Annotated in this window: 14 protein-coding genes; all 14 read right to left on the bottom strand. The window is 68.8% G+C overall.

Annotation, left to right across the window (positions count from 1 at the left end; genetic code table 11):
* Window positions 1–297: 297 nt before the first annotated feature.
* The 14 genes from lpxC to rsmH all read right to left on the bottom strand — a co-directional run bounded on the left by lpxC (window position 298) and on the right by rsmH (window position 16,579).
* Window positions 298–1,209, bottom strand: coding sequence for a UDP-3-O-acyl-N-acetylglucosamine deacetylase (lpxC, locus tag FSZ13_RS16635; protein WP_145481532.1), 912 nt, complete (start codon window positions 1,207–1,209; stop codon window positions 298–300).
* Between the two features lie 171 nt (window positions 1,210–1,380).
* Entirely contained in the window at window positions 1,381–2,604 is a 1,224-nt protein-coding gene (gene ftsZ / locus FSZ13_RS16630; RefSeq protein WP_145481531.1) for a cell division protein FtsZ, read from the bottom strand.
* A gap of 161 nt (window positions 2,605–2,765) precedes the next feature.
* Window positions 2,766–4,001 carry a cell division protein FtsA gene (gene ftsA / locus FSZ13_RS16625; RefSeq protein ID WP_068849240.1) on the bottom strand — a complete coding sequence of 412 codons (1,236 nt, stop codon included), beginning with the start codon at window positions 3,999–4,001 and terminating at the stop codon, window positions 2,766–2,768.
* The gene (locus FSZ13_RS16620) at window positions 3,998–4,744 is read right to left on the bottom strand and encodes a cell division protein FtsQ/DivIB (protein ID WP_145481530.1); all 747 of its coding nucleotides are present in this window, start codon (window positions 4,742–4,744) and stop codon (window positions 3,998–4,000) included. Before FSZ13_RS16620 ends, ftsA begins: the two co-directional genes overlap by 4 nt.
* A complete protein-coding gene (locus tag FSZ13_RS16615) occupies window positions 4,741–5,724 on the bottom strand; it encodes a D-alanine--D-alanine ligase (protein ID WP_145481529.1) in 984 nt (327 codons plus the stop codon). Before FSZ13_RS16615 ends, FSZ13_RS16620 begins: the two co-directional genes overlap by 4 nt.
* Window positions 5,721–7,157, bottom strand: a complete 1,437-nt coding sequence (gene murC / locus FSZ13_RS16610; protein ID WP_145481528.1) for a UDP-N-acetylmuramate--L-alanine ligase — start codon at window positions 7,155–7,157, stop codon at window positions 5,721–5,723. Before murC ends, FSZ13_RS16615 begins: the two co-directional genes overlap by 4 nt.
* A 22-nt stretch (window positions 7,158–7,179) precedes the next feature.
* The gene (murG, locus tag FSZ13_RS16605; protein WP_145481527.1) at window positions 7,180–8,265 is read right to left on the bottom strand and encodes an undecaprenyldiphospho-muramoylpentapeptide beta-N-acetylglucosaminyltransferase; all 1,086 of its coding nucleotides are present in this window, start codon (window positions 8,263–8,265) and stop codon (window positions 7,180–7,182) included.
* Window positions 8,262–9,563 (bottom strand): putative lipid II flippase FtsW, encoded by a 1,302-nt coding sequence (gene ftsW, locus FSZ13_RS16600; protein ID WP_145481526.1) that lies wholly within the window; start codon window positions 9,561–9,563, stop codon window positions 8,262–8,264. The genes murG and ftsW overlap by 4 nt, the downstream gene beginning before the upstream one ends.
* Window positions 9,563–10,648, bottom strand: coding sequence for a phospho-N-acetylmuramoyl-pentapeptide-transferase (gene mraY, locus FSZ13_RS16595; protein ID WP_068849228.1), 1,086 nt, complete (start codon window positions 10,646–10,648; stop codon window positions 9,563–9,565). The genes ftsW and mraY overlap by 1 nt, the downstream gene beginning before the upstream one ends.
* Window positions 10,638–12,032 (bottom strand): UDP-N-acetylmuramoyl-tripeptide--D-alanyl-D-alanine ligase, encoded by a 1,395-nt coding sequence (locus FSZ13_RS16590; protein ID WP_145481525.1) that lies wholly within the window; start codon window positions 12,030–12,032, stop codon window positions 10,638–10,640. The genes mraY and FSZ13_RS16590 overlap by 11 nt, the downstream gene beginning before the upstream one ends.
* The gene (locus FSZ13_RS16585; protein ID WP_145481524.1) at window positions 12,029–13,510 is read right to left on the bottom strand and encodes a UDP-N-acetylmuramoyl-L-alanyl-D-glutamate--2,6-diaminopimelate ligase; all 1,482 of its coding nucleotides are present in this window, start codon (window positions 13,508–13,510) and stop codon (window positions 12,029–12,031) included. Before FSZ13_RS16585 ends, FSZ13_RS16590 begins: the two co-directional genes overlap by 4 nt.
* Window positions 13,507–15,354, bottom strand: coding sequence for a peptidoglycan D,D-transpeptidase FtsI family protein (locus tag FSZ13_RS16580; RefSeq protein WP_145481523.1), 1,848 nt, complete (start codon window positions 15,352–15,354; stop codon window positions 13,507–13,509). Before FSZ13_RS16580 ends, FSZ13_RS16585 begins: the two co-directional genes overlap by 4 nt.
* Window positions 15,351–15,614 (bottom strand): cell division protein FtsL, encoded by a 264-nt coding sequence (gene ftsL / locus FSZ13_RS16575; RefSeq protein ID WP_068849221.1) that lies wholly within the window; start codon window positions 15,612–15,614, stop codon window positions 15,351–15,353. The genes FSZ13_RS16580 and ftsL overlap by 4 nt, the downstream gene beginning before the upstream one ends.
* Window positions 15,611–16,579: a 16S rRNA (cytosine(1402)-N(4))-methyltransferase RsmH gene (gene rsmH, locus FSZ13_RS16570; protein WP_145481637.1), complete on the bottom strand. Its 969-nt coding sequence runs from the start codon at window positions 16,577–16,579 to the stop codon at window positions 15,611–15,613. Before rsmH ends, ftsL begins: the two co-directional genes overlap by 4 nt.
* Between the last annotated feature and the right edge of the window lie 11 nt (window positions 16,580–16,590).

The following is a 16,590-nucleotide window of genomic DNA, read 5'->3' as shown; positions in this document are numbered from 1 at the left end:
CCCACGCCTGCAGGCATCAGGGCGTCCCGCCCGTTCCCCGTCGTCGTCACGATCTTGTGAATCTGGCAGGGAGCCGGCGGCCATCGTAGCGGTGCTGGGTCCGCCAGTCGTTAGTCTTTTATTAAAAAGACGTTAAATTCAGACAGAAACCCGACCCGGTTCACAAAAACGTGACGACGGTACGTAGACGGTTCATTGACATTAATTTCACGCCCGCGCGTGCGCCAGAACGCGGAACGGCGCCCGAGGCGCCGTCCTTTTTTCATATGATTCAATCAGTTACGCGCTACGGCGAGGTCACGCGTAGGCCGGCACGCCGTACACCACGGGTACCTCGCTGCCCGGGGCGTCATAGCTGACCCACTCCCAGGCGCTGGCATCGGCCAGCAGCGCACGCACCAGCTTGTTGTTGAGCGCATGCCCGGACTTGAAGCCTTCGTAGGCACCCAGCACCTGGCCACCGGCCAGGTACAGGTCGCCGATCGCATCGAGGATCTTGTGGCGCACGAATTCGTCGGCGTAACGCAGGCCGTCGTCGTTGAGCACGCGGAATTCGTCGAGGACGATGGCGTTGTCCATCGACCCGCCCAGGCCCAGGTTGCGCTCGCGCATGTACTCCAGGTCGCGCATGAAACCGAACGTACGCGCGCGGGAGATTTCCCGGGTGTAGGCGGCCGTGGAGAACTCGATCTCGGCACGCGACTGCTTGGCCGGGATCATCGGATGGTCGAACTGGATGGTGAAACCGAGCTTGTAGCCCTCGTAGGGCGAGAAGCGGGCGACCTTGTCGCCGTCGGTGACTTCGACCGTCTTGAGGATGCGGATGAAACGCTTCGGCGCGTCCTGTTCGGCGATGCCCGCCGACTGCAGCAGGAACACGAACGGACCGGAGGACCCGTCCATGATCGGCAGTTCGGCCGAGGACAGTTCCACGATGATGTTGTCCACGCCCAGGCCGGCCAGGGCCGACATCAGGTGTTCGACGGTCTGGATCTTGGCGTCGTTGCAGGTCAGCCCGGTGCACAGGGTCACTTCGGTGACCAGATCGGCACGCGCCGGCACTTCCACCACCGGGTCCAGGTCCACGCGCCGGAACACGATGCCGTGGTTGACCGGTGCCGGGCGCAGGGTCATGTAGACCTTGTCACCGCTGTGCAGGCCAACGCCAGTGGCGCGGATCGTGTTCTTGAGGGTGCGTTGGGGAATCATGGGCCGACCGGGGGAAGCGCGCTGTCAACGCGGCAGTGACAAACAAGAATAACACGCACTACCACCGCTCCTTTCTGAACCGGAGGCGGCAGACTGCCGGGCCCATCCTGGCCCGGCAGCAAGGGACATGGAGGCGCGCACCGGGGAGGACAAGGCCCCGGCTGGCGATCCTCAGTCCGCCTGGCGGCGCAGGAACGCCGGGATGTCCAGGTAATCGTTGGGCAGCTCGGCCGCGGCCGGGCTCGACGACGGTGCCGATGCGGCCACGGTGTCGGCGCTGGGACGACGCAGGCCCAGGCCCATGCCGCCGACGGCCTTGGACACCGCATCGCCGCCGTTGTCGAAATCGCCGAACTCCGGCTGGCCGGTGGTGGCGTTGCGGACCAGCTTGATCGGCGCGCGCTCGCCCGGACGCTGGGTCTTGGACGCGACGGCACGGTTCAGGCCGGTAGCGACCACGGTGACGCGGACCTCGTCCTGCATGTCCGGATCCAGCACGGTACCGACCACCACGGTGGCGTCTTCGGAGGCGAAGCCGTCGATGGTGCGGCCGATCTCGTCGAACTCGGCCATGGTGAAGTCGGCGCCGGCGGTGATGTTGACCAGGATGCCGTTGGCACCGGCCAGGTTCACATCGTCCAGCAGCGGGTTCTGGATGGCGGCTTCGGCGGCGGCCTGGGCGCGGTCATCGCCACGGGCGGTGCCGGTACCCATCATCGCCAGGCCCATTTCGGACATGACGGTGCGCACGTCGGCGAAGTCGACGTTGATCAGGCCCGGGCGCACGATCAGGTCGGCGATGCCCTGCACGGCGCCCTGGAGGACGTCGTTGGCGGCACGGAAAGCCTGGATCATGGTGGCGTTGCGGCCCAGCACGGTGATCAGCTTTTCGTTCGGGATGGTGATCAGCGAGTCGCAGTGCTGGCTCAGCTCTTCGATGCCCTTCAGCGCAACCTGCATGCGGCGACGGCCTTCGAACGGGAACGGCTTGGTGACCACGGCCACGGTCAGGATGCCCATCTCCTTGGCCAGCTGTGCCACCACCGGCGCCGCGCCGGTACCGGTGCCACCGCCCATGCCCGCGGTGATGAACACCATGTCCGCACCCTGCAGGGCGTCCATGATGCGCTCGCGGTCTTCCAGCGCGGCCTGGCGGCCCACTTCCGGATTCGCGCCTGCGCCCAGGCCCTTGGTGACGTTGGTACCGAGCTGCAGCTGCAGCTTGGCACCGCAATTCTTGATGGCCTGCGAGTCGGTGTTGGCGGTGATGAATTCCACGCCGTCCACGCTGGTGCTGACCATGTGCGCCACGGCGTTGCCGCCGCCGCCGCCCACGCCGATCACCTTGATCACCGCATTGGGTGCCATCTTCTCAATCAGTTCGAAATGCGCCATGTCCGTGTCCTCGTTATATCCGCTTCTGGTTGGCATGGGCGCGTTGGCGTCCTGCCATTGCGCTGCATGTTGCCGTTGCGGCTGTGTGGGTTGTGTGTTGCTTTCCTGTTGCGCCGGCGGGGGCCGGTTTGAAACACGCGTCGCCGCGTTGTGGTGCCGCGTCAGAACTCGCCGCGGAACCATGTCTTGAGCTTGTTGAACATGCTGCCCGCGCGCCCGGTGGGCAGCGATGGACGGCGCGGGTGTTCGATCTGGCTGCCCATCAGCAGCAGGCCCACGCCGGTGGCGTGCACCGGGTTGCCGACCACTTCGCCCAGCCCGGTGACGTGCTGTGGGATGCCCACGCGGACCGGCATCTGCAGCATTTCCTCGGCCAGCTCGACTACGCCTTCCATCTTCGAGGCGCCACCGGTGAGCACCATGCCGGCGCGCACAAGTTCCTCGAAGCCGGAACGGCGCAGTTCGGCCTGCACCATTTCGAAGATTTCCTCGTAGCGACCCTGCACCGCCTGGGCCAGCGCGTGCCGCGGCATCCGGCGCGGCGGACGATCGCCGACGCTGGGCACCTGGATGCTTTCCTCGGCGGTGGCCAGCTGGGCCAGGGCGCAGGCATAACGCACCTTGATCTGCTCGGCTTCCGGGGTCGGCGTGCGCAGCATGTGCGCGATGTCGTTGGTGACGTGGTCGCCGGCGATCGGCAGCGACGCGGTGTGGCAGATCGCGCCCTGCACGAACACGGCCAGGTCGGTGGTGCCGGCGCCCATGTCGACCAGCACTACGCCCAGCTCGCGCTCGTCGGCGGTCAGCACCGCCACGCTGGAGGCCAGCGAGGACAGCACCAGGTCGTCCACCTGCAGGCCGCAGCGCTGCACGCACTTGCTGATGTTGGCCGCGGCCGACTGCGCGCACACCACCAGGTGCGCATGCACCTCCAGGCGCACGCCGGTCATGCCGACCGGGTTGCGGATGCCTTCCTGCGAATCGTCCAGCACGTACTCGCGCGGGATGGCGTGCAGGATCTTCTGGTCGGCCGGAATTGCGACCGCCTTGGCCGCGTCGAGCACCCGGTCCAGGTCGCCCCATGTCACTTCGCCGTCGCGGATCGGCACGATCCCCGGCGAGTTCTTGCACTGCACGTGGTTGCCGGAGATCGAGGCATACACCGAGCGGATCTCGCAGCCGGCCATCAGCTCGGCTTCTTCGACCGCGCGCTGGATCGACTGCACGGTCGATTCGATGTCCACCACCACGCCGCGCTTGAGCCCGCGCGATTCGTGCGAACCGATGCCGATGACCTCGATCGGATTGCCCGGCGAATACTCGCCGACCAGCGCCACCACCTTGGAGGTGCCGATGTCCAGACCGACGATCAGTGATTTGTCACCCTTGCGATTCATGTCCTGTCCTGCGTGCGTTGCGCCACATTGGCCGGCGCGGCCGGGGCCGGGGGAGTTCCCCAGCTCAGCGTGAAACCATTGGTGTAGCGGAGGTCGGCGCGTTCGATCGGCACCTGCTGGTTGGCCAGCTGCGGCAGTACGCGCACGAAGCGCTGCAGGCGCGAGCGCGCGTCGTCGCGGCCGACCACCACTTCGGTGCCGTTGCTCAGCTGCAGCGACCAGCTGCCGCGTGCGTCCATGCTGACCCGGGTCACGTCGACCCCGGCCGGCGCGAACAGCGCGCGCGCATCGTTGTACAGCGCCACCACTTCTTCGGTCTGGGTATCCGGGCCGTCCAGGTCGGGCAGCTTCAGGTCCTGCAGCTTCTGCGGGGTGGCGAACAGCTTGCCCTGCTCGGACAGCAGCCGGTCCTTGCCCCAGCGCGCGAACGGCTTGTGCTCGACCAGAGTGATTTCCAGCACATCGGGCCACTGCTTGCGGACCTGCGCGCTTTCCACCCACGGCAGGGTTTCGATCGCGTCCTGCGCGTCCTGCAGCTTGACCGCGAAGAAGCCGGACTTCGCATACGGCAGCACCACCTGCTGCAGCTGCTCGGCCGGCACCCGCTTGAATTCACCGTGCACGCGCAGCTTGGCCAACGGCCAGCGTTCGGCACCGACCCAGCCGTTGAGCACCGCCACCACGGGCAGCGCCACCAGCGACAGGGCCAGCAACCAGACGAAGATGCGCAGCACCGCGTTCATGCGTGGGCGGCCTCCACGTTGCCGAAACCGGCCGGGAGGGTCTGCTCGAGCACGCGCCAGACCAGCTCTTCAAAGCCAATCCCGGCTTGGCCGGCTGCCTTCGGCACCAGCGAATGGCTGGTCATGCCCGGGGCGGTGTTGACCTCGAGCAGGTAGAAGCGGCCACTGGCGCGGTCGCGCATCACGTCGACCCGGCCCCAGCCGCGGCAGCCCGCGGCACGGAAGGCCTCGAGCGCGATGCGGCGGATTTCCACCTCGTCGTCGCCGTCCAGGCCCGGGCACAGGTACTGGGTGTCATCGGCGATGTACTTGGCGTTGTAGTCGTACCACTGGCCCTTGGGCACGATCCGGATCGACGGCAGCGCCTGGTCGCCGAGGATGCCCACGGTCAGTTCGTCGCCCACCACCATCTGTTCCATCAGCAGCTGGCCGTCGTAGCGCGCGGCCAGGGCGACGGCGTCGTCCAGGCCGGCGTCATCGGTGACCCGGCTGATGCCGACGCTGGAGCCTTCGTTGGCCGGCTTGACCACCACCGGCAGGCCGAGCTCGACCGCGCTGGCGTGCACGTTCTCGGCCGTGACCTTGCGGTACTGCGGCGTGGGCAGGCCCAGCGACAGCCAGACCTGCTTGGTGCGGATCTTGTCCATGCCCAGCGCCGAGCCGAGCACGTCCGAGCCGGTGTACGGCACGCCGAAGGCTTCCATCAGCCCCTGCACGATGCCGTCCTCACCGCCACCGTTGTGGCCGTGCAGGATGTTGAAGACGCGGTCGAAGCGTTTTTCCACCAGCGCCAGGGCCAGCGCCGGAATGCCGTCCACGGCGGTGGCGTTGACGCCGCGCGCGCGCAGCGCCTCGATCACGTTGCGGCCGGAATCCAGCGACACCTCGCGTTCGCTGGAGGTGCCGCCCAGCAGCACCGCCACGCGGCCGAACACGGCCGGGTCGGTGGTGCGCAGCGGCGGGAAGGTCAGCGCGCTCATGCCTGCACCTCGCTGCTGAAGCCTTCCACCGCAATGTGGGTGGCCACCGCGCCGATGTCGCCCGCGCCCATCATCAGCAGCAGGTCGCCGTCCTGGAGCACGTCGGGCAGCACGCTGGCCAGCTCGATGGCCCTGCCCACCACGACCGGCTCGCTGCGGCCGCGGGCGCGGATGGCGCGGGCCAGCGCATGCGAATCGGCGCCGGCAATCGGCTCTTCGCCGGCCGGGTAGACCTGGCACAGCACCAGCGCGTCGACGCTGGAAAGCACGGCGGCGAACTTGTCGAACTGGTCGCGGGTGCGGCTGTAGCGGTGCGGCTGGAAGGCCACGACCAGGCGCTTGTCGCTCCAGCCACCGCGGGCGGCGGCGAACACCGCTTCCAGTTCACTGGGGTGGTGGCCGTAATCGTCGATGACCCGCACCTTGGCGCCGGTGGCGGTGGTGACTTCGCCCAGGTCGTTGAAGCGGCGGCCGACGCCGGCGAAGCTTTCCAACGCGCGCGCGATGGCGTCCGGAGCCACGCCCAGCTGCCAGCCCACCGCAGCGGCGGCCAGGGCGTTGAGCACGTTGTGGCGACCCGGCAGGGCCAGCACCACGTCCTGGCTGGTGCCCTGCGGCAGGCGCAGCGTGAAGCGCATGCGGGCGCCGTCCTGGACCACGTTCTCGGCGCGCACGTCGGCGTGCGCGCTCATGCCGTAGCTCATCACGTGGCGCGGGGTCTGCGCGGCCAGCGCAGCCACTTCCGGATCGTCGATGCACAGCACCGCCAGCCCGTAGAACGGCAGGCGCTGCAGGAACTCGGCGAACGCGGCCTGGACCCGGGCGAAATCGTTGCCGTAGTTTTCCAGGTGGTCGGCATCGATGTTGGTGATCACCGAGACCAGCGGATTCAGGCGCAGGAAGCTGCCATCGCTCTCATCGGCCTCGGCCACCAGCCACTGCCCGCTGCCCAGCTTGGCATTGGCGCCCGCCGCCAGCAGCTGCCCGCCGATGACGAAGGTCGGATCCAGTCCGCCCTCGCTCAGCACCGCCGCGGCCAGGCTGGTGGTGGTGGTCTTGCCATGGGTACCGGCCACGGCGATGCCGCGGCGGAAGCGCATCAGTTCGGCCAGCATCGCCGCACGCGGCATGATCGGAATGCGCTGGCTGCGCGCTTCCATCAGCTCCGGGTTGTCCTCGCGGATCGCGCTGGAGACCACCACGCAGTCGGTGCCCAGCACGTTGGCAGCCGAGTGGCCGCGCATCACCCGCGCACCCAGCCCGGCCAGGCGACGGGTGGCGGCATTGTCGGCATTGTCCGAACCGGACACTTCATAGCCCAGGGTCAGCATCACTTCGGCGATGCCGCTCATGCCGGTGCCGCCGATGCCGACGAAGTGCACGCGCGGGAAGGCGCGCACCAGGTCATTGGTGTCGTGAAGGCGGCGGATCATGCGGCGCCTCGCGTTGCGGTGTTCATTTGGATTCCTCGAGGATGATGTCGGCGATGCGCTCAGCGGCATCGACCTTGGCCAGCGCACGCGCGGCAACCGCCATCTGCATGCGACGGGCGGGATTGGCGGCCAGGTCGCGCAGCACGTGCTGCAGCTGCAGCGCGAGCGCGTCGTCCTGCTTCAGCAGCACAGCCGCGCCACGCTCGACCAGGTATTCGGCATTGCGGGTCTGGTGGTCGTCCACCGCCGCGGCGAACGGGACCAGCACGCTGCCGACGCCGGCCGCGCACAGCTCGGCCAGGGTCGACGCGCCGGAACGGCACACCACCAGGTCGGCCCAGCCGAAGGCGTCGGCCATGTCGGCGATGAACGGCTGCACCTGCGCGGCGACGCCGGCATCCTGGTAGGCCTGCAGCGCTTCGGCATGCAGCTTTTCACCGCTCTGGTGGCGCACCTCGACGGCGAACTCGCCGGCAACCGCGGCCAGTGCCTTGGGCACCGCGTTGTTGAGCGCGCGTGCGCCCTGGCTGCCGCCAAGCACCAGCAGGCGCAGCGGCCCGTGGCGGTCGGACAGGCGCTGTTCGGGGGCGGCGATCGCGGCGATCTCGGCGCGCACCGGGTTGCCCACCGCTTCCTCGCGCTGGGCGAAGCTGCCCGGGAAGCCGGTCAGCACGCGCCGGGCGAAGCGCGACAGCACGCGGTTGGTCAGCCCCGGCGCGCGGTTCTGTTCGTGCACCAGCAGCGGCAGGCCGTGCAGGCGGGCGGCCAGGCCGCCGGGGCCGGAGGCGAAGCCACCGAAGGCGATCACCGCGCGCGGCTGGCGGTCGCGGATCAGGAAACCGGCCGCACGCACCGCGCGCAGCAGGCGCCCGGGCGCGGTCAGCAGGGCCAGCTTGCCCTTGCCGCGCAGGCCGCTGATGGCCAGCGTGTCGATGTGGATGTCGTGCTGCGGCACCAGGCGGGTTTCCATGCCGCCCTCGCTGCCCAGCCAGGTCACCGGGATGCCGCGCGCGCGCAGCACCCGGGCCACGGCCAGGCCAGGGAAGATGTGGCCACCGGTACCGCCGGCCATGATCAACACCGGGCGCGGGGATGCGTGGGCGCTCATCCCATCCTCCCCAGGGTCGGTTCGATGCGCTGCTGCATGCGGCTGGTGCCGCGCGGCGCGCTGTCGCGATGGGCAGGTGCCGGCGCCGCTGCGCTGGCACTGGCCGGCGACTCGACCGGTGCGACATCGTCCAGCTCGGCGGCGCCCATGCGAACGGCCTGGCGGCGCTCGGCGCGGTCCAGTTCGTAGGACACGCGCAGCAGCAGGCCCATCGCCACGCAGGTCATCAGGATGCTCGAACCGCCCGACGAGATCAGCGGCAGGGTCAGGCCCTTGGTCGGCAGAATGCCCAGGTTGACGCCGATCGAGACGAAGCTCTGCATGCTCACCCACAGGCCGATGCCGAAGGCGATGTACCCGGAGAAGTGGCGCTTCATTTCCACGCAGCGCATGCCGATCCAGAACGCGCGCCCGGCCAGCAGCGCATACAGCGCCACGATCAGGCAGGTACCGACGAAGCCCAGCTCCTCGGCGGTGACCGAGAAGATGAAGTCGGTGTGCGCTTCGGGCAGGTAGTACAGCTTCTGCACGGAGTTGCCGAGGCCGACCCCGGTCCATTCGCCACGGCCCACGGCCATCAGTGCGTTGGACAGCTGGTAACCGTCGCCCTGCTGGTCCGCCCACGGGTCCCAGAACGAGGTGATGCGGCGCATGCGGTACGGCTCGATGATCGCCAGCGCGCTCATCGCCACCAGCCCGAACACGATCGGCATCGACATGCGCGGCAGGTTCACTCCGCCCAGCACCAGCATGCCGGCGGTGATCGCCAGCAGCAGGGTCGAGGAGCCGAAGTCCGGCTGCAGCAGCAGCAGCACCACCAGCGCGCCGGCCACGCCGAGCGGCTTGAGCATGGCCGGCCAGGTGGCGTTGACCTCGTCGCGGAAGCGCACCAGGTAGCTGGACAGCCACACGATGTAGAGCACCTTCACCGCTTCGACGGTCTGGAACTTGGAGAAGCCGAGGTTGATCCAGCGCCGTGCGCCATTGACGCTGCTGCCCAGGCCGGGAATGAACACCACCACCAGCAGCGCAAAGCAGCCCAGCAGCAGCATCTGGTTGTACTGCTCGATGCTCTTGAGCTCGGTGCGCATGGCCAGGCCGGCCAGCACGATACCCACCGCGAGGAAGATCAGGTGGCGGTTGAGGTAGTAGAACGGGCTGCTCATCAACGCGATCGAGCTCGACGCGACCATCACCACGCCCAGCCCGGTGAGCGCGATGATCGCGCCCAGCAGCCACTTGTCGAAGTGGCCTCCGATGGCTTCAAGGCGGGTTGCCTGGCGCGACAGGTCGTTCATCAGCGGACCTTCAACGTGGCCAGGCCGATCAGCACCAGCACCACCGAGATGATCCAGAAGCGCACGATCACGCGCGGCTCCGGCCAGCCCTTGAGCTCGAAGTGGTGGTGGATCGGCGCCATCCGGAACACGCGCTTGCCGGTCAGCTTGAACGAGGCGACCTGGATCATCACCGACAGCGTTTCGATCACGAACACGCCGCCCATGATCACCAGCACCAGCTCCTGGCGGGTGATCACCGCGATGGTGCCGAGCACCGCACCCAGCGCCAGCGCGCCGATGTCGCCCATGAACACCATCGCCGGGTAGGTGTTGAACCAGAGGAAGCCGAGCCCCGCGCCGGCGATCGCCGCGCAGATGATCACCAGTTCACCGGCGCCGGGGATCTGCGGGATCTGCAGGTAGTTGGAGAACACTACGTTGCCCGACGCGTAGGCGAACACACCCAGCGCGCAGGCCACCAGCACGGTCGGCATGATCGCCAGGCCATCCAGGCCGTCGGTCAGGTTGACCGCGTTGGAGAAGCCGACGATCCAGAAGTAGGCGATCGCCACGAAGCTGATCCCGGCCAGCGGCAGTGCCACCGACTTGAACATCGGGATATAGAAGGTCAGCGCCGCCGGTACGTCGGCGGTGTAGAACAGAAACAGGCCCGCGGCCAGGCCGAAGATCGACTGCAGCAGGTACTTCCAGCGCGACTTCAGGCCGTTCGGGTCGCGGCGCACGATCTTGATCCAGTCGTCATACCAGCCGATCGCGCCGAAGCACAGCATCACCGCCAGCACCACCCACACATAGCGGTTGCGCAGGTCGGCCCACAGCAGCACCGACAGGGTGATGGTCAGGAGGATCAGCGAGCCGCCCATGGTCGGCGTGCCGGCCTTGGAGAAGTGGGTCTGCGGCCCGTCGGTGCGGATCGGCTGGCCGCCCTTGAACTGGGCGAGCTTGCGGATCATCGCCGGGCCCAGCCACAGCGACAGGAACAGCGCGGTAAGCGCGGCGAGGATGCCGCGCAGGGTCAGATAGCCGAACAAGCCGAACAGGCTCTCCAACTGCTGCAGCCATCGGGCCAGTTCAAGCAACATGGGGGGTTTCCTCTCCTCGCGCCAGCAGCGCTTTCACAATCTTGTCCATGGCGCTGCCGCGCGAGCCCTTGACCAGGCAACGCACGCCAGCACGCAGTTCATCGGCCAGCGCCGCGGCGAGCGCGTCGTGGCTGTGGAAATGGTGCCCGCCGTCGCCGAACGCCTGCGATGCGGCCGCGCTCAGCGTGCCCAGCGTGTACAGGCGCTTGAGTCCGGCTTCGCGCGCGCGCCGACCGGCGTGCGCGTGCAGCGCCTCGCCGTCCGGACCGAGCTCGCGCATGTCGCCCAGCACCAGCCAGCCTTCATCCTTCGACGCGGCCAGCGCATCGATCGCGGCGGACAGCGAGCCGGGGTTGGCGTTGTAGCTGTCGTCGATCAGCACCGCGCCACTGGGCAGGCGGTGTGCGATCTGGCGCCCGGGCACCGGCTCGGCGCGGGCCAGGCCGGCGGCGATGCTGTCCAGGCCGATGCCGGCCGCGAGCGCCAGCGACGCCGCCGCCAGCGCGTTGCTGATGTTGTGCCGGCCGGGCAGCGCCAGCGCGATGCTGATCGCGCCGCTGGGCGCGACCAGGGTGAACTGGCTGCCCTCGGCGGTCGGTCGGATCGCCTGCGCGGTGACTTCCGCGCTGTGGTCCAGCGCATAGCGCAGCACGCGGCTGCGCGGCGGCTGGCCGACGATGTGCTGTTCGAACCAGGCCGCGAACGCATCGTCGGCGTTGATCACCGCCACGCCATCGGCGGGCAGCGCGGCGTAGATGGCGCCCTTGGTGCTGGCCACGCCCTGCAGGTTGCCCATCCGCTCCAGGTGCGCCGGGGCGATGTTGTTGACCAGCGCGTACTGCGGGCGGGCGATGTCGGTGAGGTAGGCGATGTCGCCCGGCTTGCCGGCACCCATCTCGTAGATGGCGAAGTCGGCGTCCTCCGGCGCATCGATCACCGCCAGCGGCAAGCCGATCTCGTTGTTGCGGTTGCCCGGGTTGGCATACACCACGGCGCCGCGTTCGCGCGCGACCTGCTCCAGGATCGCCAGCAGCAGGCTCTTGACGCTGGTCTTGCCGTTGCTGCCCGTGATGGCGAACACCGCGGCGCTGCGGTCGCGCTGCATGCCCGCCGCGATGCGGCCCAGCGCATGTTCGCTGTCGCCGACCACGATCTGCGGCACGGCCACCTCGAGCAGGCGTTCGACCAGCATCGCGCTGGCCCCGCGGGCCACCGCGTCGGCAGCGAAGTCATGCCCATCGAAACGCTCGCCGCGCAGGGCGACGTACAGGCTTCCCGGCGCCAGGGTACGGGTGTCGTTGCTGATGGCGTCGATGGCGGTGTCGTCGCCATGGATCTCGCCACCGGCCCAATGCGCGATCAGCGACAGCGGAGTGCGCTTCATCGTGCGCCCTCCTGTCGCTGCGCCAGCACGCGGGCCGCCACCTCGGTGTCGTTGAACGGATGCTGCACGCCGTTGATTTCCTGGTAGGGCTCATGGCCCTTGCCGGCGATCAGCACGATGTCGCCCTCGCCCGCCTGGGCGATCGCGGTGGCGATGGCCGCGGCGCGGTCGCGCTGCACGGTCACGGCCGCCGGGTTCGCCAGCCCGGCCAGGATGTCGGCGACGATGGCATCGCCGTCTTCGCCGCGCGGGTTGTCGTCGGTGACCACCACGCCGTTGGCCAGGCGTTCTGCGATCGCCGCCATCTGCGGGCGCTTGCCCGTATCGCGTTCGCCGCCGCAGCCGAACACGCAGAACAGGCGGCCGGCCAGGTGGCCGTGCAGGCTGTCCAACGCCTGTTCGAGCGCGTCCGGGGTGTGCGCGTAGTCGATCACCACGGTCGGCTGCCCGCCCTCGCCGCCCAGGCGGTTCATGCGCCCGGCGATCGGCTGCAGCTGCGACAGCAGGTGGGCGATGGCCGCCGGCGCGTGCCCGAGCGCGAACAGCGCGCCGGCCACGGCCAGCAGGTTGTCCACGTTGAAGCGGCCGAGCAGCGGCGACTGCACCGGGTGGCGAGCGCCGTCCACGACCAGGTCGAAGGCAATGCCGCGCCCGTCCATGCGCAGCGAATCGGCACGCAGCGCGGCCTGCTGCGCGCCGCGCGAGCTGACCCCGATCTGGCGCACGCCCGGTGCGACGGTGCGCAGCAGTTCGCTGCCGAAGCTGTCGTCCAGGTTGACCACCGCCGCCTTCAGGCCCTCGCGGTGGAACAGCTTGGCCTTGGCCGCGCCGTAGCGGGCCATGTCGCCGTGGTAGTCGAGATGGTCGCGGGTGAGGTTGGTGAACACCGCCACGTCGTAATGCACGGCGTCGACACGGCCCTGGTCCAGCGCATGCGAGCTGACTTCCATGGCCACGGCAGCCGCGCCCTGGTCGCGCAGTTCGGCCAGCACCGCATGCATCTGCAGCACCAGCGGCGTGGTGAAACCGGTCGGCACCACGTGGCCGTACAGGCCCACGCCGAGCGTGCCGATGCTACCGCTGGGCGTGCCCAGCAGGTGCCAGGCCTGGGCCAGCAGCTGCACGGTGGAGGTCTTGCCGTTGGTGCCGGTGACCCCGACCATGGTCATCGCGCGCGACGGATGCCCGTGGAACTGGTCGGCCATGCCGCCCATGCGCGCGCGCAGGCCGGGAACGGCAATGGCGTCGGCGGGGGCCGGCAGCTCCGCCGGGGCCGGCGGCTCGAACAGGATCGCGCCCGCACCCGCGGCGCGGGCCTGGTCGACGAAGCCCAGCCCGTGCGCGCCGAAGCCGGCGATGGCCACGAATGCATTGCCGGGGCGCACCGCGCGGCTGTCCAGCACCAGGCCGGTGATGGAGGGGTCGTGGCTCAGCACCACGTCGGGAAGCAACTGCGAAAGCAACATCATCTGGCTCATTGCGTGCCTCCCTGCGCGGGCGGCACCGGGGCGTGCGCGGTGGGCAGCGCGGCATCGAATTCGGCGGCGGCGTCCGGCGCGACCACGGCCTCGGCCGGCGGCGGGGTCGGCAGCGAGGACGCGGCGTGGCCCATCTTCCCCGACTGCTGGGCGACCAGCCAGGAATCGATGTCGTCCGGCGGCACGTCCATCAGGCGCAGCGCGCCTTCCATGACGTTGTGGAACACCGGAGCGGAGACCAGGCCGCCGTAGTACTTGCCGGCCTGCGGGTCGTTGATCACGATGACGGTGGCAAAGCGCGGGTTGCTGGCCGGCACAACGCCGGCGAACAGCGCATTGTAATGGCCGCGCTCATAGCCACCGGGGCCGGCCTTGCGCGCGGTACCGGTCTTGCCGGCGACGTGGTATCCGAGCACGGCCGCCTGCTTGGCGCCGCCCTGGGTGACCACCGTCTCCATCATCGCCACCACTTCGCGGGCGACGTTTTCGTCGATGATCTGCTTGCCTTCGTTGCGCTGGCCCTTGACGAAGGTCGGCGCGATCAGCTTGCCGCCATTGCCCAGTGCCGAGTATGCCGTGGCGATCTGCAACGGGGTGACGTTCAGGCCGTAGCCGTAGGACATGGTGGTCTTGGAGGAGCCGCTCCAGCGCGCCGGGCGCGGGAACACGCCGGCCGATTCGCCGGGGAAGCCGCTGTGCGGGGACGAGCCGTAGCCGAAGCTGTGCACGTGGTCGTAGAACACCTGGTCGGGCATCTTCGCGGCGATCTTGGCCGCGCCGATGTTCGAACTGCGGGTGATCACGCCGGTGACGTTGAGCACGCCGTTGTTGCGCGGCACGTCCTTGATCGTATAGCGACCGATCGCCATGTAGCCCGGGTTGGTGTCGACCGTGGTGTCCTTGGTGACCACGCCGGACTGCAGCGCCGAGGCGATGGTCAACGGCTTCATGGTCGAACCCGGCTCGACCAGGTCGGTCACCGCGCGGTTGCGACGGGTGTCCGGCGCGGCGCCGCCCACCGAATTGGGGTTGTAGGTCGGCAGGTTGACCATGGCCAGCACTTCGCCGGTGGCCACGTCCATGATCACCATCGAACCGCCGGCGGCCTTGTTCTCGATCAGCGCGTTGCGCAGCTCCTTGAACGCCAGGAACTGGATGCGCCGGTCGATGCTCAGGGTCAGGTCCTTTCCCGGCTCGGCCGCGCGCAGCAGGTCGCTTTCAACCGTGTCGCCCTTGCGGTTGCGGATCACCCGCTTGGCGCCGGCCTTGCCGCGCAGCCATTCGTCGAACGCCAGTTCCAGACCTTCCTGGCCACGGTCGTCGATATTGGTGAAGCCGAGCACGTGCGCCATCGCTTCACCCTGCGGGTAGAAACGACGGAATTCGCGCTGCGAGGCTACGCCGGGGATCTTCAGCGCCACCACTTTCTCCGCGTCGTCCGGGTTGATCCGGCGGCGCAGGTACATGAATTCCTTGTCGGCCTTCTGGCTCAGCTTCGAGGTCAGCTCGTCCAGCGGCATGCCCAGTGCGGTGGCCAGCTCCGGAATGCGGTCGGGCGCGCGCATCAGTTCCTGCGGGTTGACCCAGATCGAGGCGACCGGGGTCGACACCGCCACCGGCTCGCCGTTGCGATCGGTGATCATGCCGCGCGAGGTGTTGATCGGCAGTTCGCGCAGGTAACGCGCTTCGCCCTGGCGCTGGTAGAAGTCGCTGTTGACCAGCTGCACGTAGGCGGCACGGCCGACCAGCGACACCGAGCACAGGCCCAGCGCCAGCCCGACCCACTTCAGGCGCTGGCGCAGGTTGAAGCTGTTGCGCGCACGGTTGCGGCCGGTCTTGTTCATGGCCGCACCACCACGACATCCGCCGCTTCAGGGAACTTCATGCCCAGCCGTTCGCGCGCCACGCGGTCGACGCGGGTGGCTTCGGCCAGGGTTGCCTGCTCCAGCTGCAGGCGGCCGAATTCAATGTTCAGTTCGTCGCGGGCGCGCTCCACGCGCGACAGTTCGACGAAGGTCTGCCGATGGCGATGGCGCATGAACACCACACCGATCGCCGAGGCGATGGTGCAGGCCAGCAGCACGACCAGCAGCAGGCGGCTCATCCGGCCACCGCGCGCTTTTCGGCCACGCGCAGCACGGCGCTGCGCGAGCGGGGATTGACCACCAGCTCGTCGTCTTCGGCCTTGATCGCGCCCCCCACCAGGTCCAGGGTCGGCACGAACGCGGCCAGCTCGGGCAGGCGGCGGTTGCTCGGCGGCGCCTTGGCGTGGCGGTTCATGAACTGCTTGACGATGCGGTCTTCCAGCGAGTGGAAGCTGATCACCGCCAGCCGACCACCCGGCTTCAGCCGCGCCATGGCGGCGTCGAGCCCGGCCTCGAGATCGGCCAGTTCGCGGTTGATGTGGATGCGGATCGCCTGGAAGCTGCGCGTGGCCGGGTGGATCTTGTCCTTGCCACGCGGCATCACCGACGCGATCAGCTCGGCCAGTTCGGCGGTGCGGGTAAACGGCTGCCTGTCGCGGCGCGCGATGATCGCGCGTGCGATGCGGCGCCCCTGGCGTTCTTCGCCATAGGTCCAGAGCACGTCCATCAGCTCGCGCTCTTCGACACGGTTGAGCCACTGCGCGGCGCTTTCGCCGCTGTCCGGGTCCATGCGCATGTCCAGCGGGCCGTCCTTGCCGAAGCTGAAACCGCGCTCGGCCACGTCCAGCTGCGGCGAGGACACACCGAGGTCGAACAGCACCCCGTCCAGGCCGTCGGCGGTTGCGCTCCAGTGCAGCAGGTCGGCGAAGCTGCCACGGAAGATCGAGACACGCGGGTCCGGCGCGAAATCGCGCTCGGCTACCGCGATTGCCTCCGGATCCTTGTCCATGACCAGCAGTCGGCCTCCAGGACCGAGTTGCTCGAGCACGCCGCGGGCGTGACCGCCGCGACCGAACGTGCCATCGAGATACGTTCCGTTTTCGATCACCTTCAGGCCGTCCAGGACCTGCGTGTACAGCACCGGCAGATGGCCCGCCGGCGACTGCGACACCGGAAGGTGACCGGCCTGCGCGCCTCCGCGCACCCGGGCACCCC

The organism is Stenotrophomonas rhizophila (assembly GCF_007667275.1).
Taxonomy (GTDB): Bacteria; Pseudomonadota; Gammaproteobacteria; order Xanthomonadales; family Xanthomonadaceae; genus Stenotrophomonas; species Stenotrophomonas maltophilia_AE.
Note: the sequence above shows the minus strand (reverse complement) of the source record. Positions and strands in the feature narration are given on the sequence as shown.

Excerpts from the sequence above, each read along its gene's own strand:
- lpxC (WP_145481532.1), bottom strand. The coding sequence starts at position 1,209 with ATGATTCCCCAACGCACCCTCAAGAACACGATCCGCGCCACTGGCGTT.
- ftsZ (WP_145481531.1), bottom strand. The coding sequence starts at position 2,604 with ATGGCGCATTTCGAACTGATTGAGAAGATGGCACCCAATGCGGTGATC.
- ftsA (WP_068849240.1), bottom strand. The coding sequence starts at position 4,001 with ATGAATCGCAAGGGTGACAAATCACTGATCGTCGGTCTGGACATCGGC.
- FSZ13_RS16620 (WP_145481530.1), bottom strand. The coding sequence starts at position 4,744 with ATGAACGCGGTGCTGCGCATCTTCGTCTGGTTGCTGGCCCTGTCGCTG.
- FSZ13_RS16615 (WP_145481529.1), bottom strand. The coding sequence starts at position 5,724 with ATGAGCGCGCTGACCTTCCCGCCGCTGCGCACCACCGACCCGGCCGTG.
- murC (WP_145481528.1), bottom strand. The coding sequence starts at position 7,157 with ATGATCCGCCGCCTTCACGACACCAATGACCTGGTGCGCGCCTTCCCG.
- murG (WP_145481527.1), bottom strand. The coding sequence starts at position 8,265 with ATGAGCGCCCACGCATCCCCGCGCCCGGTGTTGATCATGGCCGGCGGT.
- ftsW (WP_145481526.1), bottom strand. The coding sequence starts at position 9,563 with ATGAACGACCTGTCGCGCCAGGCAACCCGCCTTGAAGCCATCGGAGGC.
- mraY (WP_068849228.1), bottom strand. The coding sequence starts at position 10,648 with ATGTTGCTTGAACTGGCCCGATGGCTGCAGCAGTTGGAGAGCCTGTTC.
- FSZ13_RS16590 (WP_145481525.1), bottom strand. The coding sequence starts at position 12,032 with ATGAAGCGCACTCCGCTGTCGCTGATCGCGCATTGGGCCGGTGGCGAG.
- FSZ13_RS16585 (WP_145481524.1), bottom strand. The coding sequence starts at position 13,510 with ATGAGCCAGATGATGTTGCTTTCGCAGTTGCTTCCCGACGTGGTGCTG.
- FSZ13_RS16580 (WP_145481523.1), bottom strand. The coding sequence starts at position 15,354 with ATGAACAAGACCGGCCGCAACCGTGCGCGCAACAGCTTCAACCTGCGC.
- ftsL (WP_068849221.1), bottom strand. The coding sequence starts at position 15,614 with ATGAGCCGCCTGCTGCTGGTCGTGCTGCTGGCCTGCACCATCGCCTCG.